This is a genomic window from Paenibacillus sp. FSL R10-2736 (assembly GCF_038000245.1).
GTDB lineage: Bacteria > Bacillota > Bacilli > Paenibacillales > Paenibacillaceae > Paenibacillus_AQ > Paenibacillus_AQ phytohabitans.
Map to the genome: position 1 here is coordinate 2553135 of NZ_JBBOBN010000001.1, position 24263 is coordinate 2577397.

Here is a 24263-nt window from a genome sequence, read left to right on the forward strand (position 1 = left end):
GAGGAAACGGTGAACAGGGATCAGCGTATCCGCAAAAGATGCAGCCAGCAAAAATAAGGCCGAAGCCCTTTACCGGGTTTCGGCCTTATCGATGTCTAGAATGGCTATATCATGTATAAGCCTGTGGATGCATCAGGCAGATTTGCCGATCTCAGCAGCGAGTCCATGCTCCGCCCGATTCGCCCGGGTGGAGCGATAGCTGAGCCATGCTCCGCACAGGGCCAGAACGGCAAGGCCCGAGGCCAGCCACGGAATCGAGGCGATTCCAAGTGTGTTAATGGTCACCCCGCCGAGATAAGCTCCGGCGGCATTGCCCAAATTCAGCGCCGAGTGGCTGGAGGTGGTGGCCAGCAGCGGTGCTTTATGTGCCAGATTCATGATCCGCAGCTGAATGCCGGGCATAATTCCGAATGAGGCGATTCCCCAGAGAAAGACGTTGGCAACGGCAAGGACCGGGTGATGCAGCGTCAGCGGGAATAATGCGATAATGCCGGCCAGCACGGCGAAGTTGACGATCAGGGAAGGCATCAGCTTCCAGTCGGCCAGCTTGCCGCCGGCGATATTGCCAAGGGTAACGCCAACTCCGAACAATACCAGAATCCAGGTGACACTATGCTCGGCGAAGCCGGTGATGTCTTCAAGAATTGGCGTGATATAGGTGAACAAAGCGAACAGGCTTCCGCAGCCCAGCGCTCCCGTAAGCAGAATCAGCAATACCTTGGGATTCATCAGCCCGCGCACCTGCTCGGCAAGATTGGCTGTCTGCTCCTGAACAATAACAGGAATGAAGCGGATAATCCCAAAGAGGGAGATAATGCCCAGCACGGTGATGGCGCCGAAGGAAGCCCTCCAGCCAAGCTGCTGTCCGATGAAGGTTCCGAACGGTACACCAATGATATTGGCGACCGTAAGCCCGGCCAGTACAATAGACACGGCGCCTGCCCGTTTCTCCGGCCGGACCAGCCGGGAAGCGATAATCGTCCCGACCCCCAGGAAGGTTCCGTGGGCGAAGGCGGTCAATACCCGGGCAATAATCAGCAGCGGATAGGTAGGCGCTATAACGGATACGGCATTGCCGAAGATGAAAATACCCATGAGGATGACGAGCAGCTTTTTCTGCGGCAGCCGGTGGGTGAATACAGTCAGTACAGGAGCTCCGATGGCTACGCCCAGCGCATAGCTTGTAATCAGCTGGCCGGCCTGGGAGATGGTTACGCCGAGATCACTGGCGACATTGGGCAGCAGCCCCATAATGATGAATTCGGTCATGCCGATGGCGAAGGCGCCAAGTGTAAGGACCAGCAGGGATAACGGGAAACGTTCCTTGCCGGGTGAAGGTACAGATTTAGTTGCAGCGTGTTTCATAATCAGGTGTTGTCTCCGATCTGAGATGGTGTAGGTTCTTCCTTCCAGCCTTTGCAGACATCGACCCATGCCCGGCTTCCGGAGTATTCGGCAAGTTCACCGCAGGTTAGTTCAATGGCGGAATTGGTGCTGCCGCAGGCCGGGAAAAGCGTGCTGAACCGCTTCATGGATTCATCCAGATATACATCCAGCGGACGGGCCAGCCCGAAGGGACAAACCCCGCCGATCTCATGTCCGGTCTGTTCGAGGACTTCATCCGGACTTAGCATCCGTGCCTTGAATCCAAAGGTCTCGCGGAATTTCTTGTTGTCAATCTTGGCATCTCCAGCCGCAACGATGAGTATGGCATCTTCCTGTGCACCGCGGAAGGAGAGGGTTTTGGCAATTCTGGCCGGAATGACGCCAATCACAGCGGCTGCCATCTCTACAGTAGCGCTGGAGGCAGCAAACTCCTGTACATCCTGCTCGCGGGAGAATTTACGAAAATGTTCTTTAACATTGGCAATCGACATGATCTTGGCATCCTTTCTGAAATTACATGGTTTTCATATTGGGTTACATTCTAACCTGTTTCACCAGACTCTGCAAAACATTCCTCATCTATGATCCAAACGTTTCAATTACCGGCGGCATTTAATATAGAAATAAGGGTGAGAGGTGAGCGCGGATGAAATTTGAGGAAATCAGGGGAGGATATGATTGCATTGTCAGTCTGGGAAGCTCATGCGAGCCTGCGGCCCATTTGCGCCGCAGAGGCCTCCGGGTATTTTCATCGCCGCTGGACTGGGTGGTGTCGTTATCGCTTACGGATGTGAACCGGCTGCTGGGCCAGCGTTTCTCGGGGTATATGGAGCTCCCGAATATGGGTGTGATCGATGGCAATGATGTGTTTGTGGACAATGAAGTCGTCCAGCCGGTCAAATCCTATTTTGTGAAGGACTTTCATTATAATGTAATTTCAGTGCATGACTTTCCGGTGCTGGAGGGGCTGGAGTGGAGCCACGTTTACCCGGATTTCAAGCAAAAAATCAATATGCGTTCCCAGCGCCTGCTGGACACCCTGCTGATGAGCCGGAAGGCGCTGTTTATCCGCTGGGGCAGTACGTATGAGGAAGCCTGTGAGCTTCAGACAGTGCTGCGCACCTTAACCGGCGGGGATTTCCATATTCTGATTGTAAACGGTGTCGATGGACTGGAGTCCGTGCTCGACCGTGACTGGCCGCTGCCCGGTATTGCGTCTCTGGGAATTCCGAACCGTGCGGGGGATGCGGAGAGCTGGGATTATATTCTGGACGGTATATATCTGCTGTAGGGATTATAAGCAGACTGTAATATAAGCGAACAACAGAGCAGCGGCTCCCTGGAAGACGGGAGAACCGCTGCTCTGCTGTGTTTTACGGATAATAACATCCTATTTAACCTGAGCTGGATAACTTGCACAGCCGCTGGAGAAGCTGCTGTCAATTCTGCCCGTTCAGCAGCTCTGAATTCCGCGTGACCTTATGGAGCAAAGTAATCAGAGTGTCGATTTCTTCCCCGGTTAGATCTGCAGACAGCTTGCGGTTGAAATCATTTAACAGTGACTGGAATACCGGGGCGAATTCGAGCGCTTTGGCCGTCGGGTACAGCAGGGAGGAGCGGCGGTCCTTGGGATCGGTCCGGCGTTCGATATATCCCGAGGCCTCCAGATGTTTCACGGAGCGGGCGGTGGTGGCTTTATCACATTTTATTTCACTGGTCATCTGATCCTGTGTAATCCCCGGGTGGCTCAGAATCAGCTTAAGGAAGCTATGCTGCCCTCCGCTGCCGATACCATAGGGCAACAGCTCTTTGGCCAGGATTTTTTGATTCTGGCGGTGCAGATGGGAGATCAGCTTGCCGATCGGTTCTTTGTTTGAAGTCACAGGCGGACACCTCTTCAGGGGATAATGACGTCTTCCGGGTACCTGGAATACCGTCTGCCTCAAATACTACAACAATATGGTTGCGTGCGCAACTAATTTGCAGTACACTGGGATTGGCTGTTTTGTTGCGCATGCAACTAGTTTTGAAATATGACGCAAGAGGGTGTTTGCAAATGAGCAGTATAGGTGCTACATACCAGGAGGATGCAGTGATTCAGAAGAAACGCTGGATTATTCTAATCGTCCTGAATTTATTTACATTTATGTCTACGCTGGACGGAAGTATTGTGAATATTGCGCTGCCGGTGCTGGTGAAGGAGCTGCAGCTGCCGGTTGCTCAAGTAGAATGGGTGACTACCGGATATTTGATGGCCATCTGCACTGTCATCCTGTTCTTCGGGAAGCTGGGCGATATTGCCGGGAAGATCAGGATTTTTAAATTAGGCATGATTATATTCACCGCCGGCTCCCTGCTCTGCGGTCTAAGCCATAGTCTGTCGCTGCTGATTGCGGCGCGCGTGGTTCAGGCGGTCGGCGCTTCGATGACTATGGCGAACAGCCAGGGGATTGTTACGGATATTTTCCCGTCCACCGAACGGGGCAAGGCATTGGGACTGATCGGAACCTTCGTATCACTGGGCAGTATAGCCGGGCCAAGTCTCGGGGGGATCATTGTTTCCACTATGGGCTGGGAATATATTTTCTGGGTAAATGTTCCGATTGGACTGATTGCGATTGTGCTCGGCTGGAAGGTGCTGCCGAAGGATCTGGTCCGGGTGAAGTCCAGAATCGATCTTCCCGGCAGCATGCTGTTTGCTGTCTTTATTGTTACTTTATTCGCCGGACTGCTGCTTGGCCAGCAGCTTGGGTATAGGGATAACCGGATTCTGGCCTCCCTGATCGCGGCTGCTATAACCTTTATTGCTTTTGTGATGGTGGAGCTGCGCCGCAAGCAGCCGCTGCTCCAGCTGTCGCTGTTTAAGAATCCGCTGTTCTCACTGAGTATTTTCTGTGCATTTCTGGTATTTGTCTCCAACTTCTGCTTCAACATTATCGCGCCGTTCTATGCGCAGAATATGCTGAATATGTCGCCCTTTAGTGCAGGCTTTCTGCTGATGCTCTTCCCAATCTCCATGGTCATTATTGCGCCGCTTAGCGGGGCGTTGTCCGATAAGATTGGTTCAGAGCTGCTGACCTTTGCCGGGCTGATTGTTATGGTCATTGCCCAGTTCGGGCTGGCCCGGCTGCATGAAGGCAGTCCGGTTCTGCTGGTCGGCGTATGGATTGCCATGCTCGGAATCGGCAGCGGTTTGTTCGGCTCGCCGAACAATTCACTGGTGATGTCGACCGTGCCGCGTACCCAGCTTGGCTCCGCAGGCAGTGTGAATTCGCTGGTCCGCAATGTAGGGATGGTCGTGGGAATCACTGTTGCTACGTCCATCCTGTTCAACGTGATGAGCAGCAGGGCAGGCTACCGGGTGACCGGACTGATTGAAGGACGACCGGATATTTTCCTCTCGGGGATGCATGTTGTCTTCATGACCTCGTCTTCCATCTGTCTGTTATCGGCGCTGCTGACCGGCTGGCGGCTGTTCTCGTCCCGCAGGGCTAAGAGATTGAACGCGTGAAGCTGACGACTCCTTTTTAGAATCCTGCACAAAATACAACATTTTCCTCATAATCTCGGCCATAATCCATAATTGTTGTACAAATGGCAGCAATTTTCTTCTTCCAAACTGCTTAGCGCGAAAATTCCTGTATTTTCTGCAACAATCCTACCAAACACACAGATTTCTATGTGTCTAAGTTGCAGTACGTACAACATTAATGCTAGATATCTGTCACAAACCACAGCCCCGTCTTGTCTACAGTAATGTAGAACATTAATGGAGGCGATTGGATATGAGTCTGAGAATGAATTATCGTGAGGTTAACGCGCCGGCTTTCCGGGCAATGATGACACTGGAGCAGCATGCAGGAAGCCGCAGCAAGGATAAAGTACTGTATGAACTGGTCAAAATACGGGTCTCCCAAATTAACGGCTGTGCGTTCTGTCTGGATATGCATGCCAAGGATCTGATGAAGCTGGGCAACTATGCCGATCATATTCTGCTGCTGAGTGTCTGGCGTGAAGCGCCGATATTCACTGATAAAGAACGGGTGCTGCTGGAATTCGCCGAGCATGTAACCCTGATCAGCCAGGCAGGTGTTCCGCCGGAGCTGTATCACAAGGTACTGGAGCATTTCAGCGAAGAGGAACTGGTAGACTGGATTATGGCGATCAATACGATCAACAGCTGGAACCGGATTGCCATTACCACGGGGATGTTTCCCGGATGCTTCAACTGAGCTTGAATTAAGATAGCCGCAAGGGTGAAGGAGGGGCAGCGCGTGGAGGTCCGGGATAAAGAAGGCTTAGAGGCTGAGAGTTCGTCTGCAGGGAGTTTAGGTATGGAGGAGCTGTATCAGAACTATAAAGGTTATGCATTCTCCATTGCCTACCGGATGTTAGGTGTGGTTGCGGATGCGGAGGATGCTGTTCAGGATACATTCGCTGAGCTTCAGCGCCGGGACCGGAGCGGAATCCAGAATATCAAAGCCTATGTGGCCAAAGGCGTAACCAACCGCTGCCTGAATATGCTGAATTCTGCGCGGAGCCGGAGAGAGACCTATATCGGAGAGTGGCTGCCGGAGCCGGTCAGCACAGGGTATGACGGTCCGGAAGCGGAGGCGGAGCGGAAGGATAGCCTATCGTATGCTTTTCTGGTGCTGCTGGAACGTCTGGCGCCAACGGAGCGGGCCGTATTTGTACTGCGTGAGGCATTCCAGTACGACTACGAGGAAATTGCCGGGATGGTGGGCAAGACGGAGAGCAACTGCCGGCAAATCTTCAGCCGGGCCAAGCGCACACTGCAGGCGGAGCGTGCGGCTACATCGCCTTCCCCTTCTCCCGGTTACGGAGCTGTCAAAGAGAATCTGCTGCGGCGCTTCACTGCCGCGTTCATCTCTTATGATGTCGGCGGCATGCTGAAGCTGCTGGGGGAACATCCTGTGCTGGTTGCTGACGGCGGCGGACAGGAAGTGCATACGATTCTCCGGCCGATGACCGGCCGCAAAGGCGTGCTGGCGCTGCTGACCTCACGCAGGGTGATGCATTATCTGCGGGAATGGGAGCAGCATTATGGAATGGTCAATGGCGAGCCAGGCCTGATCTTCACCCATCAGGGGGAGATCAAAGGAGTGATCTGTCTGATTCCCGACCGGAGCGGCGAGCAGATCCAGAACATCTACCTAATGATGGACCCGGCCAAAATGAGCCGTATTACAGTTCATCCGGAGACGCCGCGGAGTTAATCCCGGGGCATAACATAAAGACCCGCTATCCATCCCTTCCGGGAGAGGTAACGGGTCTTAATGTTCTTAAGGGCGGTGCTCAACCGGCCATCCTGTCTGTATCAGGATGGCCTAGTTCTTGAAGCTGTGGATCGGAGCAGGGATACGTCCGCCGCGGTTAACAAATCCGGCACAATTGAACGGGTTGACCGCCATGACCGGTGCATAACCCAGCAGGCCGCCGAACTCAACCATTTCGCCGACTTCCTTGCCGATAACCGGAATGACGCGGACCGCGGTTGTCTTGTTATTGACCATGCCGATCGCCGCTTCATCGGCGATGATACCCGAGATGGTCTCCTTGCTGGTGCTGCCCGGAATGGCAATCATGTCGAGGCCGACGGAGCACACGCAAGTCATTGCTTCGAGCTTCTCCAGCGTCAGTGCGCCGCGCTGAACAGCCTGGATCATGCCGTGGTCTTCGCTGACCGGGATGAACGCGCCGCTTAAGCCGCCGACATAGGAGGAGGCCATGACCCCGCCTTTTTTGACATTGTCGTTGAGGATGGCCAGCGCAGCCGTGGTGCCGGGAGCTCCAGCTTCTTCAAGACCCATGACCTGGAAGATCTCGGCGATGGAGTCGCCAATTTCAGGTGTAGGGGCCAGCGACAGATCGATGATGCCGAAAGGCACATTCAGCCGCTTGGAGGCTTCCTGGGCAACGAGCTGTCCGACACGGGTAACCTTGAAGGCGGTACGCTTAATGGTCTCGCACAGCGTTTCGAAGTCCTGTCCCTTCACCTCTTCCAGCGCCCGCTTGATTACGCCGGGACCGCTGACGCCTACATTAATGACACATTCCCGTTCGCCGACACCGTGGAAGGCTCCGGCCATGAACGGGTTATCCTCAACGGCGTTACAGAAGACGACCAGCTTGGCGCAACCGATGGAATCGCGGTCTTTGGTGCGCAGTGCAGTCTGGATGATGATATCGCCCATCAGCTTCACGGCGTCCATGTTGATGCCGCTGCGCGAGGAGCCGACATTCACGGAGGAGCAGACACGTTCCGTCACCGCCAGCGCCTCCGGAATGCTGTCGATCAGAATCCGGTCACCTTTGGTGCAGCCTTTCTGAACCAGTGCGGAGTAACCGCCGATAAAGTTGACGCCAACCTCCTTGGCCGCCTTGTCGAGAATCTGTGCTACAGGAACATAAGTATCGGTATGTACGGCACCGGCAGCAATTGAGATCGGAGTTACGGAAATACGCTTGTTCACAATCGGCACGCCGAATTGACGCTCCAGATCCTCACCCGTCTTCACGAGCTTTTCGGCGGAGCGGGTAATTTTGTCATATATATTGCGGTTAAAGATCTTCATATCCGTATGCGCGCAGTCCATCAGACTGATGCCCATGGTAATCGTGCGCACGTCCAGATTCATTTCCCGGATCATTTTATTGGTTTCCTGCACTTCTCCAATTGAGATCATAGTATGGTTGTTCCTCTCTTTGCCGCCCGGCTAGATCCGGTGCATAATATTGAAGATATCTTCATGCTGAAGCTTGATTTCCACGCCGATGTCTTCACCGACATGCTGCAGATCCTCTACGATTTCTTCAAAGGATTTGCTTGGGGCGGAAATGTCCACAATCATCATCATATTGAAATAGTCCTGCACAATCGTCTGGGAAATATCAAGAATATTCAGATTGTGTTCTGCGAGGTATGTACATACTTTGGCAATAATTCCTACTTTGTCTTTTCCCAGTACCGTAATAATCCCCTTCAATTGAAAGCCTCCTATTATAGATTCCTCTGTTTTCTCCGCCCACTGCCGCTTTAACGGAATGAACGGTTTCAATTATTATGTCAAATGAACAGAAGGTTATCAACCAAAGCTTTTTTGTAGGGCTGATCAGAGATTTGAGCTTGCAATTCGACAAAAACAGATTAAAATTGACACCGCCTTAAAAATATGATTAATTGAAGGTTTGAATGACCTATTGAACTGAAGGAACGAACTGAAGGAGCTATTATGACAACGAGAAAATATAAAGAGCTGGTTGAACAGCGCACCAGACAAACCTTGCAGAAGTGGTCGCAGCAGCCGGCAGTTGAGGAAAGGGATATCTATCGCTTTCTGCATAATTTAAAAGGCACTTCCGGTACAGTGGGCCTTGACGCGGTGGAGGCGTTCTCCGGCAACTCTCTGCTCTATTTCTCGGATGATAACCATAGAAGCTGGACGGAAGCCGAGTGGGGGGATTATTTATATCCGCTGCTGGAGCTGTTTGATGAGCCTGAAAGTACAGGTGCAGTGCCTCCCCAGATTCCGGGAATTGCGTTGTCCCATGGCAGCACCCACCAGCAGTACGAAATTCTGGTCATTGACGATGATGTGGAGCTGGTGGCTTTTTTGCGCGAGTCACTGGAGAAGCAGTCCTACTATGTAAGCATTGCCCTGTCTGCTGAACGCGGACTTAAGATTTTTTATGAGACCAAGCCGGATTTAATTCTGCTGGATATTCTGCTGCCAGACCGCAGCGGAATTGATGTGCTCAATCAGATTATCGGCAAAGCCAAAAAAGAGCGGATTCCGATCATTATCATCAGCGGTGAACACTCCAAGGAAGTCCAGAAATATGCCTATTCGCTCGGTGTGATGGATTACATCCGGAAGCCGGTGGATATCGACCTGTTCCTGGTGCTGATCAAGAACCGGTTTGAACTGAAAAAAGAATGGCAGAAGTCCATCATTGTAGATGAGCTGACGGGTGCTTTTAACCGGAAATATTTCAATCAGACCCTGAAGATGCTCTCATCTGACTTCAGACGGACGGGCCGGACGTTCTCGCTCGCGCTGCTGGATCTGGATTACTTTAAGCATGTCAACGATACGTATGGTCATCTTGTGGGAGACGAGGTCCTGCAGACTTTTTCGGAGCTGGTCAGAGATTCAATTCGTACGGAGGATACACTGTGCCGCTACGGGGGAGAGGAATTCGCCCTGTTCATGCCAAATACCTCTGCGGACTCAGCGCTGCTTGTCATTGAACGGATTCAGGAGAAATTCGCCTCCAGGGAATTCTGTGCCAAACGGGAAAACTTCCATGTTACCTTCTCCTGCGGCATTACAGAGATAAGCGAACGGCAGCAGGATACCGATAAACTAATTGATGAGGCAGACCAGGCTTTGTATTCCAGCAAGTATAGCGGACGAAACCAGACAACCTTGTACAGCGAGGGAATGTTAACGGGCCAGAGGGAAACGGTACTCAATGTAATAATTGTTGATGATGATCCGCTGATCCGCAGAATTATTACCGGCAATTTCGCCTCCTGGGAGCCGGGGAATATCGCCGGAATGAAAGTGAACAGTTATGCCGACGGCGAGCTTTTTCTGAAATCGGACTGGTATGTTCCGGAGGAGAAGTACATTATTCTGCTGGACGGGGTGATGCCCGGCCTCGACGGGCTTGAGGTTCTGGAGAAGATCCGCAGCGGCTATCCTGAAGTGAACATCCTGGTGATTATGCTGACAGGCCGCAATAATCAGCGCGATATTATCCATGCCCTGCAGCTGGGGGCGGACGATTATGTGATTAAGCCGTTTCATGTGCCGGAGCTGCTGTCCCGGATTGAGCGCCTGGCCCACAGATTCTTGTTCTAATAGCAATGTATCCAGCCGTGGATGAACTGAAAGTGAGAGTGAGTGTTTATGCAAAAAATACTGATTGTGGACGACGAAGATGTACTGCGCATGCTGATTGAAGATACGCTGGAGGATCTGGAGGACGTAGAGATTCATACCGCCGAGAATGGGGTTGAGGCACTAACGCGGCTTACTTCAGACCCCTATGATCTCGTGATTCTGGACTATATGATGCCGGAAATGACCGGAATTGAAGTGCTCGGTGAGCTGAATGAAGAGCTGAAGAACAAGACCCCTATTATGATGCTGACAGCCAAAGCACAGGAAATGGACCGTAACAGGGCGAGGGAAGCCGGAGCACGTTATTTCATGCCTAAACCGTTCAGCCCGATGGAGCTGCTGCAGATCGTGGAGGGCATTCTTAGTGAGAAACCATAAGCTTGCGGATGTGAGCATCAAAACCAAGTATTTCCGGATTATCTTTATCCTGTTTATTGCAATTATGTTATCTGGTATCGGCCTGTTCTTCTACATCAATAACCAGCAGGACAAGCTGAAGCATGACCGCGGTGTACTGCAGCATAAGACTGAGACCATCAATGAGCTGGCGGCGACGCTGAATGATGTCTTTTTCCGGGCCAGAGGTTATGTTGCCCTCAAAAGCGACGGTGAGCTTAAGCTGCTGAATGCTGCACTCACGGGCCTTGACGGAATTCTGGAGCAATATTCGGCTCTGAATCTGTCGCCTGAAGAAGCGCAATACCGGGATGATCTGAAGTTATTCTATGAGCAGTACAAAACCGAGACCCTTCCTGAAGCGATCCGGCTGGTGGAGAATGATGATTATACGGGCATCCGCAATCTCTCTCAAGGCGGCAGCACCCAGGCTCTGAATGAATTTCTGGCCTATACCCAAGAGTTCAAAACAAGCTCGGACAGCAAGCTGAACGCCATGGCTTCTCAGTCCATCAGGCAGGCGGATACCTTCACATTTATTGCCTTCGGGCTCAGCGCTGTACTGCTGTTATTCTTCACCCTGATGATCTGGCGGATGCTCAGAGTGGTGCTTGATCCGATTGTTAAGCTGGAAGAAGCAACGAATTCGCTGGCGGCAGGCGAGGCTGTTCTGCTCGGTAAGCTGCATAAGCAGGATGAAATCGGCCGCCTTTATGAGGCCTTCCTTAATATGGCCCGGAGTATCCAGGATAAAGAAGAAGAGCTGATGATGCAGAATGAAGAGCTGCATGCCCAGCAGGATGAGCTGCAGGATCAGCAGTTCAAGCTGGAGCGTTCACTCAGCGAAATCGAAAGTATGATGAAGGCGCTGAACCAGACCTCCGCTGTAGCCATTCTATCGAACAAGGGCGTATTCACGTATGCCAATGATAACATTAGCGTCTACACCGGCTACAAGAACGCCGAGATTATCGGATATACCTTCCGTTTGTTTGAGCTGCATAATATTTCGGACACTTCGATGGAGCAGATTATACGCAAGCTGTCGACTGGCGGTGTATGGAGCGATGAGTCACAGATTGTGGCAAAAGATGGTTCTGCTGTCTGGCTCCAGCTGACGGTCATGCCGTATCTGAATGATGAGGGTCAGATTTACCAGTACATTCTGATTGCCAACAACATTACCTCCATGAAGAGTGTCCAGCAGGAGCTGGCCGAGACGCTGAAAAGCACGGAGCAGACCACCATCATGCTGGAGCTTAACAACCAGCTCAACCATGAAATTACCTACACGCTGGACAAGCAGGAATTTGCCGAGAAATTCAGCAGGTTCATGAACCGGCTGTACTCGTTTGACAGCAGTCTTTTTCTGCTGGTCAAAGATAAGATATCAGTGGTCAAAGGGGTTCCGCAGGAGAATGTGGAGCGCTATATTGATGCAAACAACAAAGATATGTTATACCGGATGAGCACGGAGAAGTCCTATATTGTGAAACGGACCGGAGTCCCGAGAGAGCAGGGGATCTCCGCCAAAGAGGTTTACTGCTATGATTTCTATACAACTGTAGTCAATGCCGAGGATGAGATCCTGGCGATCTTCTGCGGTACACGAATCGGGCATTCCTTCACCGAAGAGGAAATCAGCGAAATTCAAGGGATGATGAACCGGGTGGCGCTGGCCATCGAGCGTTTGTTCATGTATGAGGAAATCGAGAATGGCCGTAAGCTGAACCGGGATATTGTCAACAATGTCAATGAAGGCATCCAGTTCGTCAACACGGAAGGCGTCATTCAGCATATCAACAAGTCGCTCAGCCAATTGTTCGACTATGATGTGTGGGCAGAGGGGATGCTGATCCCCAAAGAGCAATGGATGGATCACTTCACCCTTCGCGTGAATGAATCGGAAGAGATGGGGCAGTTCTACCAGAAAGCGATGTCCTTGTATTCCGTGGATTCCAGCACGATGAAGTATTCCCTGGGCAAGGAAGCGATGAAGCATGTCGACGTCTATGCGATTCCGGTGTTCCGCCGCGAAGCGCGGGTAGGAACATTGTTTGTGCACCGGGATATCACCCGTGAATACGAGCTGGATCTGATGAAGTCGGAGCTGGTCAGTACCGTCAGCCATGAGCTGCGGACACCGCTGTCCAGTGTTCTGGGCTTCACCGAGCTGCTGTTATCCAAGACAATGAAGCCGGAGAAGCAGCTGAAATATCTGGAAACGATTCATAAGGAAGCCAAACGTCTGACCGAGCTGATCAACGATTTCCTTGACCTGCAGCGCATGGAATCCGGCACACAGCTGTACAATGCAGAGCCGGTCAATCTCAGCGAGACCGTTCTAAGTGTAATTGACCAGTACAAGCTTAGCGGTACCCACCATATCCTTCTGGAGGATGAGGCGCTGAACGCCGAGGTCGAGGTGGATAAGGACAAGATTATCCAGGTGCTGACCAACCTGCTGAGCAACGCCATCAAGTTCTCTCCAGGCAGCAATGAGATTAAGGTAACGCTGCATAATGAGCGGGATTCGGTGATGGTCCGGGTTCAGGATCATGGACTGGGGATTCCGAAGAATCAGATCGGACAGCTGTTCCAGAAATTCCGCCGGGTGGATAACAGTGCATCCAAGCGGATTGGCGGAACGGGTCTCGGACTTGCGATCTGCAAGGAGATCATTGAGAAGCAGAAGGGGATGATCGGAATTGATTCGGTTGAAGGCGAAGGCACCACGGTGTGGTTCAGCCTGCCGGTCCTCCATGCGGAGAGCAGCCGTCATGAAGAGGAGCCGCATAAATGGAGTGCCGACAAGGAGCAGAAGCCGAATGTGATGATCGTCGAGGACGATTACAGCCTGTCCCTGCTGCTCTCTGAGGAGCTTAAGGGCAAAGGCTTCAGAGTGACTCACCACTATCATCCGCAAAAAGCATTTGATCAGGCATTGAAGACGCCTTTTGTAGCTATCGTTGTGGATCTTATGCTCGGCGAAGAGCTGGACGGCTGGGATCTGATCCGTATGCTGAAGAATGATCCACGCACGGAGAATGTGCCGATTGTCATCTCCTCGGCGCTGGATAAGGAAGATAAGAGCATGATGGATAAAGTGCAGAAATATCTGACCAAACCGTATCCGCCGGGCGAGCTGTCGAATACCTTGCAGGATATTGTGCAAATCGAGTTGAAGACGGGTGAGGTTCTTTTCCCGGACAGCGGGGGAACTGAGCAGTAGGCGTATAATAGAGAACATAGTTATATAGAGTGAATGCAATCTTAAGCTGATTATATAAATTCATTGAACAAGTCCTTCTTCGCGGAGGGCTTGTTTTTTGTCCGGCCCAGTCATACTGCATTTTGAAGTTTGTTCAACAAAAAGCTTGCCTTAGAGCCTACTCTAAGGATTATATTAGACCCGATGCAGACAACCTAACCGAAATGAATGGGAGGAAATGCGATGAAGTACAGCTATTTGGGTAAATCCGGTTTGAAGGTCAGTCAATTATGTCTGGGCACGATGAATTTCGGGCCGGAAACCGAGGAGAAGGAAGCGTTCAGGATTATGGATGCCGCACTGGATGCGGGAATCAATTTCTTCGATACGGCCAATGTGTACGGCGGTCAGGACCGCCGCGGCTGGACCGAGGAAATTATCGGCCGCTGGTTTCAGCAGGGGGGCGGACGGCGCGAGAAGGTTGTGCTGGCCACCAAGGTGTACAATGACATGTTCGACGAGCAGGACGGACCCAATTCCGGCTCCGGCTTGTCCGCTTATAAGATCAGACGGCATTTCGAAGGCTCATTGAAACGTCTGCAGACGGATCATATTGAGCTTTACCAGATGCATCATATTGACCGGAATGTATCCTGGGAAGAGCTGTGGGGCGCATTTGAAATTCTTGTCTCCCAGGGCAAAGCTGATTATATCGGCTCCAGCAATTTCGCCGGCTGGCATATCGCCGCTGCGCAGGCTAAGGCCAAAGAACGCCATTTCCTCGGCCTTGTGTCCGAGCAGCATTTGTATAACCTGCTGGAACGGACACCGGAGCTTGAAGTGCTGCCGGCATCCAAGGAGCTGGGGCTGGGCGTCATTCCATGGAGTCCGCTGGCCGGAGGCTTGCTCGGCCGCAACGCCTTGTCCAAGACGGGTGTGCGCAGCGCCCGCTCGGCCAAGCTGGAGCAGCACCGCAGCCAGCTGGAGCAATTCTCCGCGCTCTGCAAGGAGCTTGGCGAGCATGAGGATCAGGTTGCTCTGGCCTGGGTACTCGCCAATCCGGCTGTAACAGCGCCGATTATCGGGCCGCGTACGATAGAGCAGTTCGAGGATTCGCTGCGTGTTACGGAGATTGTACTGGAAGAAGCTGTGCTGAAGAAGCTGGACGAGATTTTCCCCGGACCGGGCAAGCCGGCACCGGAAGCTTATGCCTGGTAAGATTGTAATTGCCATAATTCAATACAAATTCAAGTTCTTATAGCAAAACGGGCCTGACTATCCTTTGGGAGGTAGTCAGGCCCGTTTTTTGTTAAAGTCCTTCCACTGTTTGGGACTAAGCTGCTCAGAATTCACCGGGTTTTGCCTGATGCGTGGCGGCTTCGATGACGCACAGCTCCCCCTCTTCATTCAGTTCGGCATAAGCCACTGACGTTAGCTCAGGATAACCCTTCTTCCGCAGCTCCTGCAGCAGCCAGCTTTCGTGCTTGCCGAGACTCTCAAGCGCCGGACGCTGAATGATGCCGGACTCAACGATGCATTGCGGAAGACTAACTCCCTTCGCGTCAATATCCAGATCTTCCCGGGTTACCGGTTCATATTGCGGCTTCTTCAGAATGCTGAGCGAGCCGTTCGTTTCATAGATCGCATAAGCAACCTCATGGATAGAAAAGGTGTCCTTCGCCCGCAGCATCATCCGGAGCTGCTCGAAGTCCAGATTGTTCTTGCGCAGCTTATGGAGATCAATGGCACCATCCCGGATGAGAATTTCCGGCTCCCCCTCCAGCGGCTTGCGCAGCTTGCTGACATGCTGGGTAATCTTCTCGAAGGTGATGGACAGCACCGTCCAGACAGCCAGAGTGAACAGCAGCATCTGCACAGAATTTTCTTTCTCGTAAATTGTGTCACCGACCAGATCGCCTAGAATAACTGCAGAAATGAAGTCAAATGGCGTCAGGGCGGAAATCTCTTTCTTGCCCAGCAATCGGGTCATTGCCCATAATCCGATAAAACCGGCGATCAGCTTAACCAATATCGATCCGTACTCCATTGGCTACCACCCTCCAGATATGAATGAATCTAAGAGTGTTTAACCAATGCCCCATATCATGTAACAAGCAGCTTCTGGCCGGGACAGCGGCCTGTCCGCTGGAGCTGGCAGGATGAATCCCGGCTCTTACCTGTGATAGACTAGAAGGCGAGAAGTGAAATCATTCTGATGATATCACAGGGGGATGAGGTGGCGGCAAATGCTTTTTTATCTGATTTCCATATTGGTAGTGCTGGTTGACCAAGCCGCCAAATGGCTGGTCCGCACTCATATGGAGCTTGGGGAGAGGATTCCCTTCTGGAGTCCGCACCTGCAGTTCGTCTATTATGAGAATAGCGGGGCAGCCTTCAGCTCCTTTCAGGGCTACGGAAAGTATTTCTCCATAATCGCTGTTGTTTTTGTAGCGGCAGTGTTCTATTACCGGCGGCAGGGCAAGATTCGCGGGCCTTTGCTTGAGGCAGCCAGCGGTTTTCTGGTCGGCGGAGCGCTCGGCAATGCGATTGACCGTGTGATCTACCATCAGGTAACGGATTTTCTAGTGTTCGGTAACCGCGGGGGGATTCTCAATCTGGCGGATCTGGCGATTAATGCCGGGGCAATTCTGATTGCAGTCTACCTGCTGGTCGACCACTTCGGACACAAAGCTGCCCGGTCAGGGGAAGAAAAGCGGTCCTAAAGCTATTCCGGTTTATCATTTTATCTAATACAAGTTATCATTATTTGTAATGAACCCGCCTAAATCAGAGCTTTTTACTGTGATTTAGGCGGGTTTTGTGTGTTTTATACCTTTATTATGCTTTGTGACCATAAAATGTCTGTTATCTGCTTCGTTGATCGTTTCTTGTTAATGTGTTAGCCTGAATTCATGATGTTAAGAGGATAGAAGATTGCACGTTAAGGAGAGGTCGATATTGTTGCAATTACAAGTTACGAACAGTCCCTTTAATGAGAGCCAGGCTGAGCTTCTGAACCGGCTGCTGCCGACGCTGACCCATTCGCAGCAGGTATGGTTAAGCGGTTATTTATCCGCGTTGTCTCTGCTGGGAGACACCGGTCAAGCAGGCCCGGCGCTTCCCCTTGCTGCTGAGGCGGCAGCCGGAGTGTCAACATCCACCAACGCAATGCCACAGCCGGAGGTATCCCGAGAGGTGACAGTATTGTTCGGCTCCCAGACCGGCAACTGCCAGCGGCTGGCGGCGAGTCTTGCGCGTAAGCTGGAAGAGCAGGGCTTCAAGGTTACGGTTGCCGCGATGAACAGCTTCAAGCCGAATGGACTGAAGAAGATTGAGAATCTGCTGCTGCTGGTCAGCACCCATGGTGAAGGCGAACCGCCGGATAATGCCCGTGCCTTCCATGAATTTCTCTACAGTAAAAGAGCCCCGCAGCTTCCGCAGCTGCGTTACTCGGTACTTGCACTCGGCGACACTTCCTATGAATTCTTCTGCCAGACCGGGAAAGATTTCGATCAGAAGCTGGAAGAGCTGGGCGCACAGCGCTTAACACCGCGTGCGGACTGCGATCTCGATTATGATGAGCCTGTAGCGGAATGGTTCGAGCATGTAATCCGCTCGCTAAGCGGTTCCGGTTCGCAGCAGGCTGCGGGGATCGCGGATGAGGCTGTGCTGGCAGCCGAGAGCGCAGAATCGCTGGAATCGGCATACTCACGGAACCATCCGTTCCATGCCGAGGTGCTGGAGAATCTGAATCTGAACGGACGCGGCTCAGACCGTGAGACCCGCCATCTGGAGCTGTCGCTGGCCGGTTCGAATATTACGTTTGAGCCGGGTGATTCGCTCGGAGTCTATCCGGAGAACCACCCGCAGCTTGTGCAGGATATCATTGCTGCCATGGGCTGGGAGGCGGGTGAATCCGTTCCCCTGAACAAGAAGGGGGAAGAGGGCACACTGCATGAAGCACTGCTGCGGCATTACGAAATTACCGTACTGACGAAACCGCTGCTGGAGCAGGCAGCCAAGCTGAACTCTGCACCTGCCCTGCAGGAGCTGCTGTCCCCGGACCGGCAGCAGGAGCTGAAGAATTACATCCATGGGCGTGATCTGCTGGATTTGATTCAGGATTTCGCACCGTGGGAAGTTCCGGCCCGCAGCTTCGTGACGATTCTGCGCAAGCTGCCGGCAAGATTGTATTCCATTGCCAGCAGCTATAATGCCAACCCGGATGAAGTACACTTCACGGTACGGGCTGTACGCTATGAGTCGCATGGACGTGAACGCTACGGAGTCTGCTCCGTACATTGTGCGGAACGTGCAGAGCCGGGCGCTACACTGCCGGTCTACATCCAGAACAATCCGAACTTCAAGCTTCCGGCAAATCCGGATACGCCGGTGATCATGATCGGACCGGGTACTGGTGTCGCCCCGTTCCGCTCCTTCCTGGAGGAACGGGAAGAGCAGGGGGCACAGGGCAAGTCATGGCTGTTCTACGGCGACCGGCATTTCGTCACAGACTTCCTCTACCAGACGGATTGGCAGAGAATGCTGAAGGACGGTGTGCTTAGCCGGCTGGACGTTGCCTTCTCACGCGATACGGATGAGAAAGTTTACGTACAGCACCGCATTCTGGAGAAGAGCCGGGAGCTGTACACCTGGCTGCAGGAGGGTGCACATGTCTATGTATGCGGAGACGAGAAGCATATGGCCCATGATGTACACGCTGCGCTGATTACAGTAATTCAGCAGGAAGGCGGACTAAGCCCGGAAGGGGCAGCCGCTTATCTGGAGAATCTGCAGCAGGAGCAGCGTTATCAGCGTGATGTATATTAAATGATATTCAGCGGAGGAACCTCCGCTGGGCTTACGATACAATTCTTGAAGAGCGCGAGGCAATGCGGAAGGAGAGGATCAATAGTGGCAAACAATGAACCAGCGGTGAAGCCGATTGGCGGACCCCCGAGTGATGTTGAACATATTAAGCTGGAGAGCAATTATCTGCGCGGTGCGCTTGTGGAAACCCTCAGCAACCCGATCACCGGAGGGCTGCCGGAGGATGACAACCGCCTGCTGAAATTCCACGGCAGTTATATGCAGGATGACCGGGATTTGCGCAGTGAGCGTGAACGCTCCAAGCTGGAGCCTGCTTACCAGTTCATGCTGCGTGTTGTAGCGCCAGGCGGAGTGGCGACACCGGCGCAATGGCTCGTAATGGACGATCTGGCCCAGAAATACGGCAACGGCACACTGCGAATTACAACAAGACAGGCTTTTCAAATGCACGGTGTACTCAAGTGGAATCTGAAAAAGACGATCAAGGGAATTAATGATACGCTGATGACTACGCTTGCAGCCTGCGGTGACGTCAACCGCAATGTCATGAGCGGACCCAATCCGTATCAGTCAGAGGTGCATGCCGAGGTAAACGAGTGGGCCAGAAAAATCAGTGACCACTTAGCCCCGCGCACCGCGGCTTACCATGAAATCTGGCTGGATGGCGAGAAGGTAGTGGACAGCAAGGTGGTTGAACCGATCTATGGGCCTGTGTACCTGCCCCGCAAGTTCAAGATCGGCCTGGCTGTTCCGCCTTCCAATGATGTAGATGTGTTCTCCCAGGACCTGGGCTTCATTGCTATTCTGGAAGACGGGAAGCTGGCCGGCTTCAATGTCTCGGTCGGCGGCGGTATGGGGATGACGCATGGTGATACCAGCACATATCCGCAGCTGGGACGGATTATCGGCTTCTGCCGTCCGGAGCAGATGATTGATCTGGCGGAGAAGACCGTCACCATTCAGCGCGACTACGGCAACCGTTCGGTCCGCAAGAACGCCCGCTTTAAGTACACGATCGACCGCCACGGTCTGGACTGGTTCACGGGCGAGCTGCATGAGCGGCTGGGCTGGACGCTTGAGCCGGCACGTGAATATCATTTCGACCACAACGGTGACCGCTACGGCTGGGTGAAAGGCTTCGACGGCAAATGGAATTTGACGCTGTATATCCAGAGCGGACGGATTCAGGATGTCCCGGGGTATCCGCTGATGACAGGCCTGCGGGAGATCGCCAAGATTCACGGCGGGGATTTCCGCCTGACGCCGAATCAGAATCTGATCATTGCCGGTGTCAGCCATGCGAAGAAACGCAAGGTAGCCGAGCTTGCCAAGCAATACGGGCTGACCGACGGAGCTCATCATTCCGCGCTGCGCAGAAGCGCTATGTCCTGCGTGGCGCTGCCGACCTGCGGTCTTGCGATGGCGGAGGCTGAGCGATATCTGCCGCTTCTGCTCGATAAGCTGGAAGTCATCATTGATGAAGCCGGCCTGCGTAATGAAGAGATCATCATCCGCATGACCGGCTGCCCGAATGGCTGCGCCCGTCCTGCGCTTGGCGAGATTTCGTTCATCGGCAAAGGCCCGGGCAGATACAATCTGTATCTGGGTGCCGGCTTTACCGGAGACCGGCTGAACAAGCTGTACAAGGAGAACATTGACGAGAAGGAGATTCTGGACACTCTCGGTCCGATCATTCACCGTTATGCCAAAGAACGCAGTACCGGTGAGCATTTCGGAGACTTTGTGATCCGCAGCGGATATGTCAAAGCCGTTACTTCGGGGCTTAACTTCCACGACTAATTCTCCATATATAAAAGAACCTGTTCCCTAATGACATAGGGACAGGTTCTTTTATTATTTCTATGAAATGTATGGTTGTACCATACCCATCTACTGATTATCACATATAGTATAGTATCACCAATTGAAAGGGATGATAGCCTTGCCAACCTTCGACAGCATACTTGTCACAGGGAATCAGACAATTCAACAGGACCTGCAGGTCAATGGAAATCAAACAATAATGGGAGCCTTAAACATTGTAGGCAATGAAACAGTTTCGGGAGATATGCAGATCAACGGCAACCAGTCCATTGTCAACAGCCTGGCAACCGGCGGAGATGTCGATGCAGGCGGAAATGTGCTGGCGGTAGGCCGGCTGTCAGCCAGTAACCAGCCCTCCTTACCAGCAGGCGTGGCAGTAATCCAGCAGGTCAGACATTATTTCTTGCCTGTGCCGAATCAGCCGGGTCTGGTGCTAAAGGGCACAGATGGTCTGGATTATGTTGTTTTTATCGATGTCAGCAGCGGGACACCGAGCCTGGCTATTCATCTGGCGTAGTGTAATGCAGACTGCCTAGCTGCGGGAATTTATAGAAGGAAGGCTCCCCGTCTGCTCCAGCGCTTTCTTGACCTCTTCTAGATAACGGAAGCGATGCTGCTGGTCCGGTTCCAGAAACGCGCCTTCAGCCCATTCATTCCATGCATTAATGAAGAGGAATTCACTCTGATACAGGGTTCTGGCTCTCTCGATCTGCTTCGCCAGATACCATCCGAACTTGTGCGGCGAAGCCCCTATACAGCTCTGTCCCCTTTTGCCAAGCCGCGGGGTGTTATCCCAGTTCACGTAGGCTCCCGGAAATATTTTACCTCCGTTCCGGTGGGGTGACCGGCTTAGGATTGACAGCCAGACCTGGTCATAGTCGAAGACGAGATGCTCCTGACCGTCGATAATCATGTAATTCCACAGACGTTCTGTATTGCCGTGGGCAAAGGTGTAATGCGGCTCGAATTCCACATTGGCATCGAAGCCGCCCTGTCCCGGAATTTCGAAGCCGCCCAATGTGCGGACAAAATAAATGCCGTCCAGGCCATTCTGCAACGCGAGTGTATTCCAGAAATGCAGCATCTCTTCGCAGCGGGGAATATTTCCCGGTCTGTATATGATGAATAACGGTTTGTTGCCGATGCGGATATAACGCTTATCCCTAAAGGCGCCCAGCAGCTCATGAAAGTGATTCTCCCAATCCTGTTCATCTCCATAATCCTGGCGGATCAGCACCTCATGCTCTCCGCCGTCCCATTTGCGGGTCCAGGATTCATTAGCCCAGGAGAGGCAGAACGGAAAGTCCGGCTCGCCGGATTTCATAATCTGCTTCAAGGGCTGCTCCAGAAGCGGCTTGCCTCTGAACCAGTAATGGTAGTAGCAGAACCCATAGATACCGTAGGCTTTGGCTACTTCTGCCTGCCAGTTTCTCGCTGCAGCGTCCGTCAGGTCATAATAATAATGTTCAAGCGGTTCCTTGGGCTGTTGATGTCCTGAGTAGAGCGGAACAGCTTTCCTGGTGTTGGTCCATTCCGTGAAGCCTTCACCCCACCACAGGCTGTTCTCGGGAATCACATGAAATTGCGGCAATAAAAAAGCGATGAGCTTCAATCCACTTACCTCCCAATTCTGCTGCAGGTAATCACTGGTTATTGTTGCAGGCTCCCCGTTTAGCTGTTAAAAACAGTATGCAGCAGCTTCGCCGCCATTTGCATAAATGAGTAATCGTAGGTGCTCTTCCATAAGGCACGGGTAGCCACCGCCCTTGCGGACTCCGGGTGGCTTCGGTAGTAGCTGAGCTTCTCGCTCAATTCCTGGCCGGTGTGAAATGTGATGATGTCTTCACCGGGATTCATAAATGCATACAGATTGGGATGATCCTCTACCAGCTGGACAGCCCCGCAGGAAGCGATTTGAAAAGCCCGAAGCGGCGGCTGGCCCCAGTGGATAATAATCTCGGCACCATTGTAATAATCCTGCAGCCCTGTATCAGGAGACACCGGGGTAATTCCGGGATATTCCTCCCAGCCTTTGCCGGCGGCATATACCTTACAACCGCTGAGCAGCGGAGAGAGTTCATGAAGGTAGGCTATACCGGCTGGAAGTGCGTCGCCAAGCAGCAGCAGATCGCAGCGGCAGGCATCATCCACATATTTTGGACTGAACAGGTTCCGGTCTGCAGCAAAAGGCAGATACATTACAGAACTGCTGCCGGAGTGCTGATAAAATGGGATATGGTACATATTTTGCGTAAAGACATAGTTAAACAGAGCTGCCAGACGCCCGGTTGAGCTGCTCGTGCCGGAGCTGTCGGTGAGCCAGATTGCCTTTTGGAGAGTGGCTCTGCGGATCACCTCCAGATCATTGTCCGAGAAGTCTGTATCGCCTCCGACGACCAACAGCAGATCCGGATTGAGCTGGACCAGCGCTGTAGAGAAGCTCTGGAATGCCTTAATGGCTACAACTTCTTTGGTAAGCAGCCTGAACTGGTCGGCAATCAGCTGTTCGGTCTGCCACAGCTCTTCTCCCGGCATGGCAGATACGAGTAGAACCCGCAGTTTTTTGAACTCAACAGCCCTGGCAGGCTGCGGAAGATTAGCGGATAATTTCTGTTGATTTATATTTATGTTTTTGAGTGCCCGGATTACCGTATGAGCAATAAGCTTTCTGGATCTGGGATGCAGCCGAATGGTTTTGCCGGTGGTTCTGATACGGTGTTTCGTTTTCTTGTTCATGCGCTGCCGGAATCCCTCCTTACACAACCCTGCACTGTTTTATTTTATGAGAAAGCAGTAAATTTGCTACAATTCACAGAATGAATTTGGATTTCCGGCGGTTTTCTTACATAATATAGAGTAGCACTACAAAATCATAACCAAGAGCCATAGCTGCGAGCAGTGGCTTCTGTACAGAAGAGGCGAATTTAATGATCATCATGAAAACGATGGAAGAGATCGAAAAAATGCGTGCAGCCGGCAAAATATTGGCCGAATGCCACCGGCAAATCGCTCAGATGCTGAAGCCCGGAATTACGACCTGGGAGATTGACCAGTTTGCTGAGAAGTTCATTCTCTCCCAGGGGGCTACCCCTGAACAAAAAGGCTATCATGGCTATCCATATGCGACCTGCGCATCTGTGAATGATGTCATCTGCCACGGCTTCCCCAAGCACGAGGAGCTGAAGGATGGAGATATTGTAACAATTGATATGGTAGTCAACTTGAACGGGTGGCTGGCAGATTCAGCCTGGTCCTATGGCGTTGGCACAATTAGCGAGCAGGCGGACAAATTGCTGGCTACCACCAAAGAGGCTATGTTCAAAGGCATTGAGCAGGCTGTGGCCGGCAACCGGATTGGTGATGTCGCTCATGCCATCCAGGTATACGCGGAAGCTAACGGCTTCTCCGTAGTCCGTGATTTCATCGGGCATGGCATCGGCTCTGAAATGCATGAAAAGCCTGATGTGCCTCACTATGGCCCGGCAGGCAAAGGCCCGCGCATCAAGGAAGGTATGGTGTTCACCATTGAACCCATGCTGAACACCGGCAGCTACCGGACCAAGGTTGATGCGGACGGGTGGACAGCGCGTACCTTTGACGGCGGATTGTCGGCACAATATGAGCATACGCTGGCGGTAACTCCGCAGGGAACCATTATTTTGACAGAGCTGTAAGAATCAGCTGCT

At 52.4% G+C, this 24263-nt stretch carries 21 protein-coding genes; 13 read left to right on the forward strand and 8 right to left on the reverse strand.

The genetic code is table 11. The annotated features are described in order from the left end of the window. Window positions 1-132: 132 nt before the first annotated feature. Window positions 133-1365 (reverse strand): MFS transporter, encoded by a 1233-nt coding sequence (locus tag NSQ73_RS10780; RefSeq protein WP_340986385.1) that lies wholly within the window; start codon window positions 1363-1365, stop codon window positions 133-135. A 2-nt stretch (window positions 1366-1367) separates the two neighbouring features. Then, window positions 1368-1877: a YbaK/EbsC family protein gene (locus NSQ73_RS10785; protein ID WP_340986386.1), complete on the reverse strand. Its 510-nt coding sequence runs from the start codon at window positions 1875-1877 to the stop codon at window positions 1368-1370. A gap of 155 nt (window positions 1878-2032) precedes the next feature. Between NSQ73_RS10785 and NSQ73_RS10790 the strand changes: the two genes are divergently transcribed. Continuing rightward, on the forward strand, window positions 2033-2677 hold the full coding sequence (locus tag NSQ73_RS10790) for a DUF1796 family putative cysteine peptidase (protein ID WP_340986387.1): 645 nt from the start codon (window positions 2033-2035) through the stop codon (window positions 2675-2677). Between the two features lie 148 nt (window positions 2678-2825). On the opposite strand, the gene NSQ73_RS10795 is transcribed toward NSQ73_RS10790, so the two are convergent. After that, window positions 2826-3269, reverse strand: coding sequence for a MarR family winged helix-turn-helix transcriptional regulator (locus NSQ73_RS10795; RefSeq protein WP_039293985.1), 444 nt, complete (start codon window positions 3267-3269; stop codon window positions 2826-2828). A 173-nt stretch (window positions 3270-3442) separates the two neighbouring features. On the opposite strand from NSQ73_RS10795, the gene NSQ73_RS10800 reads away from it, so the two are divergent. From NSQ73_RS10800 to NSQ73_RS10810, 3 genes are all read left to right on the forward strand, one after another. Beyond that, a complete protein-coding gene (locus NSQ73_RS10800; RefSeq protein WP_340986388.1) occupies window positions 3443-4897 on the forward strand; it encodes an MFS transporter in 1455 nt (484 codons plus the stop codon). Window positions 4898-5171: 274 nt separating this feature from the next. Continuing rightward, the gene (locus NSQ73_RS10805) at window positions 5172-5618 is read left to right on the forward strand and encodes a carboxymuconolactone decarboxylase family protein (protein ID WP_340986390.1); all 447 of its coding nucleotides are present in this window, start codon (window positions 5172-5174) and stop codon (window positions 5616-5618) included. 102 nt (window positions 5619-5720) lie between these two features. After that, window positions 5721-6623: a sigma-70 family RNA polymerase sigma factor gene (locus tag NSQ73_RS10810; protein WP_340989250.1), complete on the forward strand. Its 903-nt coding sequence runs from the start codon at window positions 5721-5723 to the stop codon at window positions 6621-6623. Between the two features lie 111 nt (window positions 6624-6734). Here the strand turns inward: NSQ73_RS10810 and NSQ73_RS10815 are convergent, their stop codons facing one another. Both NSQ73_RS10815 and NSQ73_RS10820 read right to left on the reverse strand, forming a co-directional pair. Next, a complete protein-coding gene (locus NSQ73_RS10815) occupies window positions 6735-8090 on the reverse strand; it encodes a PFL family protein (protein WP_340989251.1) in 1356 nt (451 codons plus the stop codon). Window positions 8091-8123: 33 nt separating this feature from the next. Continuing rightward, entirely contained in the window at window positions 8124-8393 is a 270-nt protein-coding gene (locus NSQ73_RS10820) for an ACT domain-containing protein (RefSeq protein WP_042237473.1), read from the reverse strand. Between the two features lie 246 nt (window positions 8394-8639). On the opposite strand from NSQ73_RS10820, the gene NSQ73_RS10825 reads away from it, so the two are divergent. The 4 genes from NSQ73_RS10825 to NSQ73_RS10840 all read left to right on the forward strand — a co-directional run bounded on the left by NSQ73_RS10825 (window position 8640) and on the right by NSQ73_RS10840 (window position 15141). Continuing rightward, complete coding sequence (locus tag NSQ73_RS10825; protein ID WP_340986392.1) at window positions 8640-10274, forward strand: GGDEF domain-containing response regulator; 1635 nt, start codon at window positions 8640-8642, stop codon at window positions 10272-10274. Between the two features lie 48 nt (window positions 10275-10322). Further along, window positions 10323-10694 (forward strand): response regulator, encoded by a 372-nt coding sequence (locus NSQ73_RS10830; RefSeq protein WP_042138476.1) that lies wholly within the window; start codon window positions 10323-10325, stop codon window positions 10692-10694. Continuing rightward, window positions 10681-13944, forward strand: a complete 3264-nt coding sequence (locus NSQ73_RS10835) for an ATP-binding protein (RefSeq protein WP_340986393.1) — start codon at window positions 10681-10683, stop codon at window positions 13942-13944. The genes NSQ73_RS10830 and NSQ73_RS10835 overlap by 14 nt, the downstream gene beginning before the upstream one ends. Window positions 13945-14166: 222 nt before the next feature. Further along, complete coding sequence (locus tag NSQ73_RS10840) at window positions 14167-15141, forward strand: aldo/keto reductase (RefSeq protein ID WP_340986395.1); 975 nt, start codon at window positions 14167-14169, stop codon at window positions 15139-15141. 124 nt (window positions 15142-15265) lie between these two features. On the opposite strand, the gene NSQ73_RS10845 is transcribed toward NSQ73_RS10840, so the two are convergent. Continuing rightward, a complete protein-coding gene (locus tag NSQ73_RS10845) occupies window positions 15266-15970 on the reverse strand; it encodes a DUF421 domain-containing protein (protein WP_340986396.1) in 705 nt (234 codons plus the stop codon). Window positions 15971-16169: 199 nt separating this feature from the next. On the opposite strand from NSQ73_RS10845, the gene lspA reads away from it, so the two are divergent. The 4 genes from lspA to NSQ73_RS10865 all read left to right on the forward strand — a co-directional run bounded on the left by lspA (window position 16170) and on the right by NSQ73_RS10865 (window position 21094). Then, window positions 16170-16646: a signal peptidase II gene (lspA, locus tag NSQ73_RS10850; protein WP_076243296.1), complete on the forward strand. Its 477-nt coding sequence runs from the start codon at window positions 16170-16172 to the stop codon at window positions 16644-16646. 238 nt (window positions 16647-16884) lie between these two features. Beyond that, entirely contained in the window at window positions 16885-18753 is a 1869-nt protein-coding gene (locus NSQ73_RS10855; RefSeq protein WP_340989252.1) for an assimilatory sulfite reductase (NADPH) flavoprotein subunit, read from the forward strand. An 84-nt stretch (window positions 18754-18837) separates the two neighbouring features. Further along, window positions 18838-20553 (forward strand): assimilatory sulfite reductase (NADPH) hemoprotein subunit, encoded by a 1716-nt coding sequence (gene cysI / locus NSQ73_RS10860; protein WP_336101885.1) that lies wholly within the window; start codon window positions 18838-18840, stop codon window positions 20551-20553. A gap of 223 nt (window positions 20554-20776) precedes the next feature. After that, window positions 20777-21094: a hypothetical protein gene (locus NSQ73_RS10865; RefSeq protein ID WP_231575170.1), complete on the forward strand. Its 318-nt coding sequence runs from the start codon at window positions 20777-20779 to the stop codon at window positions 21092-21094. A gap of 15 nt (window positions 21095-21109) precedes the next feature. On the opposite strand, the gene NSQ73_RS10870 is transcribed toward NSQ73_RS10865, so the two are convergent. Continuing rightward, window positions 21110-22189 carry a glycosyltransferase WbsX family protein gene (locus tag NSQ73_RS10870; protein WP_340986397.1) on the reverse strand — a complete coding sequence of 360 codons (1080 nt, stop codon included), beginning with the start codon at window positions 22187-22189 and terminating at the stop codon, window positions 21110-21112. 59 nt (window positions 22190-22248) lie between these two features. Beyond that, on the reverse strand, window positions 22249-23313 hold the full coding sequence (locus tag NSQ73_RS10875) for a glycosyltransferase family protein (RefSeq protein WP_340986398.1): 1065 nt from the start codon (window positions 23311-23313) through the stop codon (window positions 22249-22251). A gap of 191 nt (window positions 23314-23504) precedes the next feature. Between NSQ73_RS10875 and map the strand changes: the two genes are divergently transcribed. After that, window positions 23505-24251, forward strand: a complete 747-nt coding sequence (map, locus tag NSQ73_RS10880) for a type I methionyl aminopeptidase (RefSeq protein WP_039293962.1) — start codon at window positions 23505-23507, stop codon at window positions 24249-24251. Window positions 24252-24263: the final 12 nt, after the last annotated feature.

Bases quoted from the DNA above. Each gene is read 5' to 3' on its own strand.
- NSQ73_RS10790 (WP_340986387.1), top strand. From the start codon at position 2,033: ATGAAATTTGAGGAAATCAGGGGAGGATATGATTGCATTGTCAGTCTG.
- NSQ73_RS10875 (WP_340986398.1), bottom strand. From the start codon at position 23,313: ATGAACAAGAAAACGAAACACCGTATCAGAACCACCGGCAAAACCATT.
- map (WP_039293962.1), top strand. From the start codon at position 23,505: ATGATCATCATGAAAACGATGGAAGAGATCGAAAAAATGCGTGCAGCC.
- lspA (WP_076243296.1), top strand. From the start codon at position 16,170: ATGCTTTTTTATCTGATTTCCATATTGGTAGTGCTGGTTGACCAAGCC.
- NSQ73_RS10810 (WP_340989250.1), top strand. From the start codon at position 5,721: ATGGAGGAGCTGTATCAGAACTATAAAGGTTATGCATTCTCCATTGCC.
- NSQ73_RS10845 (WP_340986396.1), bottom strand. From the start codon at position 15,970: ATGGAGTACGGATCGATATTGGTTAAGCTGATCGCCGGTTTTATCGGA.
- NSQ73_RS10780 (WP_340986385.1), bottom strand. From the start codon at position 1,365: ATGAAACACGCTGCAACTAAATCTGTACCTTCACCCGGCAAGGAACGT.
- NSQ73_RS10830 (WP_042138476.1), top strand. From the start codon at position 10,323: ATGCAAAAAATACTGATTGTGGACGACGAAGATGTACTGCGCATGCTG.
- NSQ73_RS10800 (WP_340986388.1), top strand. From the start codon at position 3,443: ATGAGCAGTATAGGTGCTACATACCAGGAGGATGCAGTGATTCAGAAG.
- NSQ73_RS10865 (WP_231575170.1), top strand. From the start codon at position 20,777: ATGGGAGCCTTAAACATTGTAGGCAATGAAACAGTTTCGGGAGATATG.
- NSQ73_RS10840 (WP_340986395.1), top strand. From the start codon at position 14,167: ATGAAGTACAGCTATTTGGGTAAATCCGGTTTGAAGGTCAGTCAATTA.
- NSQ73_RS10785 (WP_340986386.1), bottom strand. From the start codon at position 1,877: ATGTCGATTGCCAATGTTAAAGAACATTTTCGTAAATTCTCCCGCGAG.
- NSQ73_RS10805 (WP_340986390.1), top strand. From the start codon at position 5,172: ATGAGTCTGAGAATGAATTATCGTGAGGTTAACGCGCCGGCTTTCCGG.
- NSQ73_RS10825 (WP_340986392.1), top strand. From the start codon at position 8,640: ATGACAACGAGAAAATATAAAGAGCTGGTTGAACAGCGCACCAGACAA.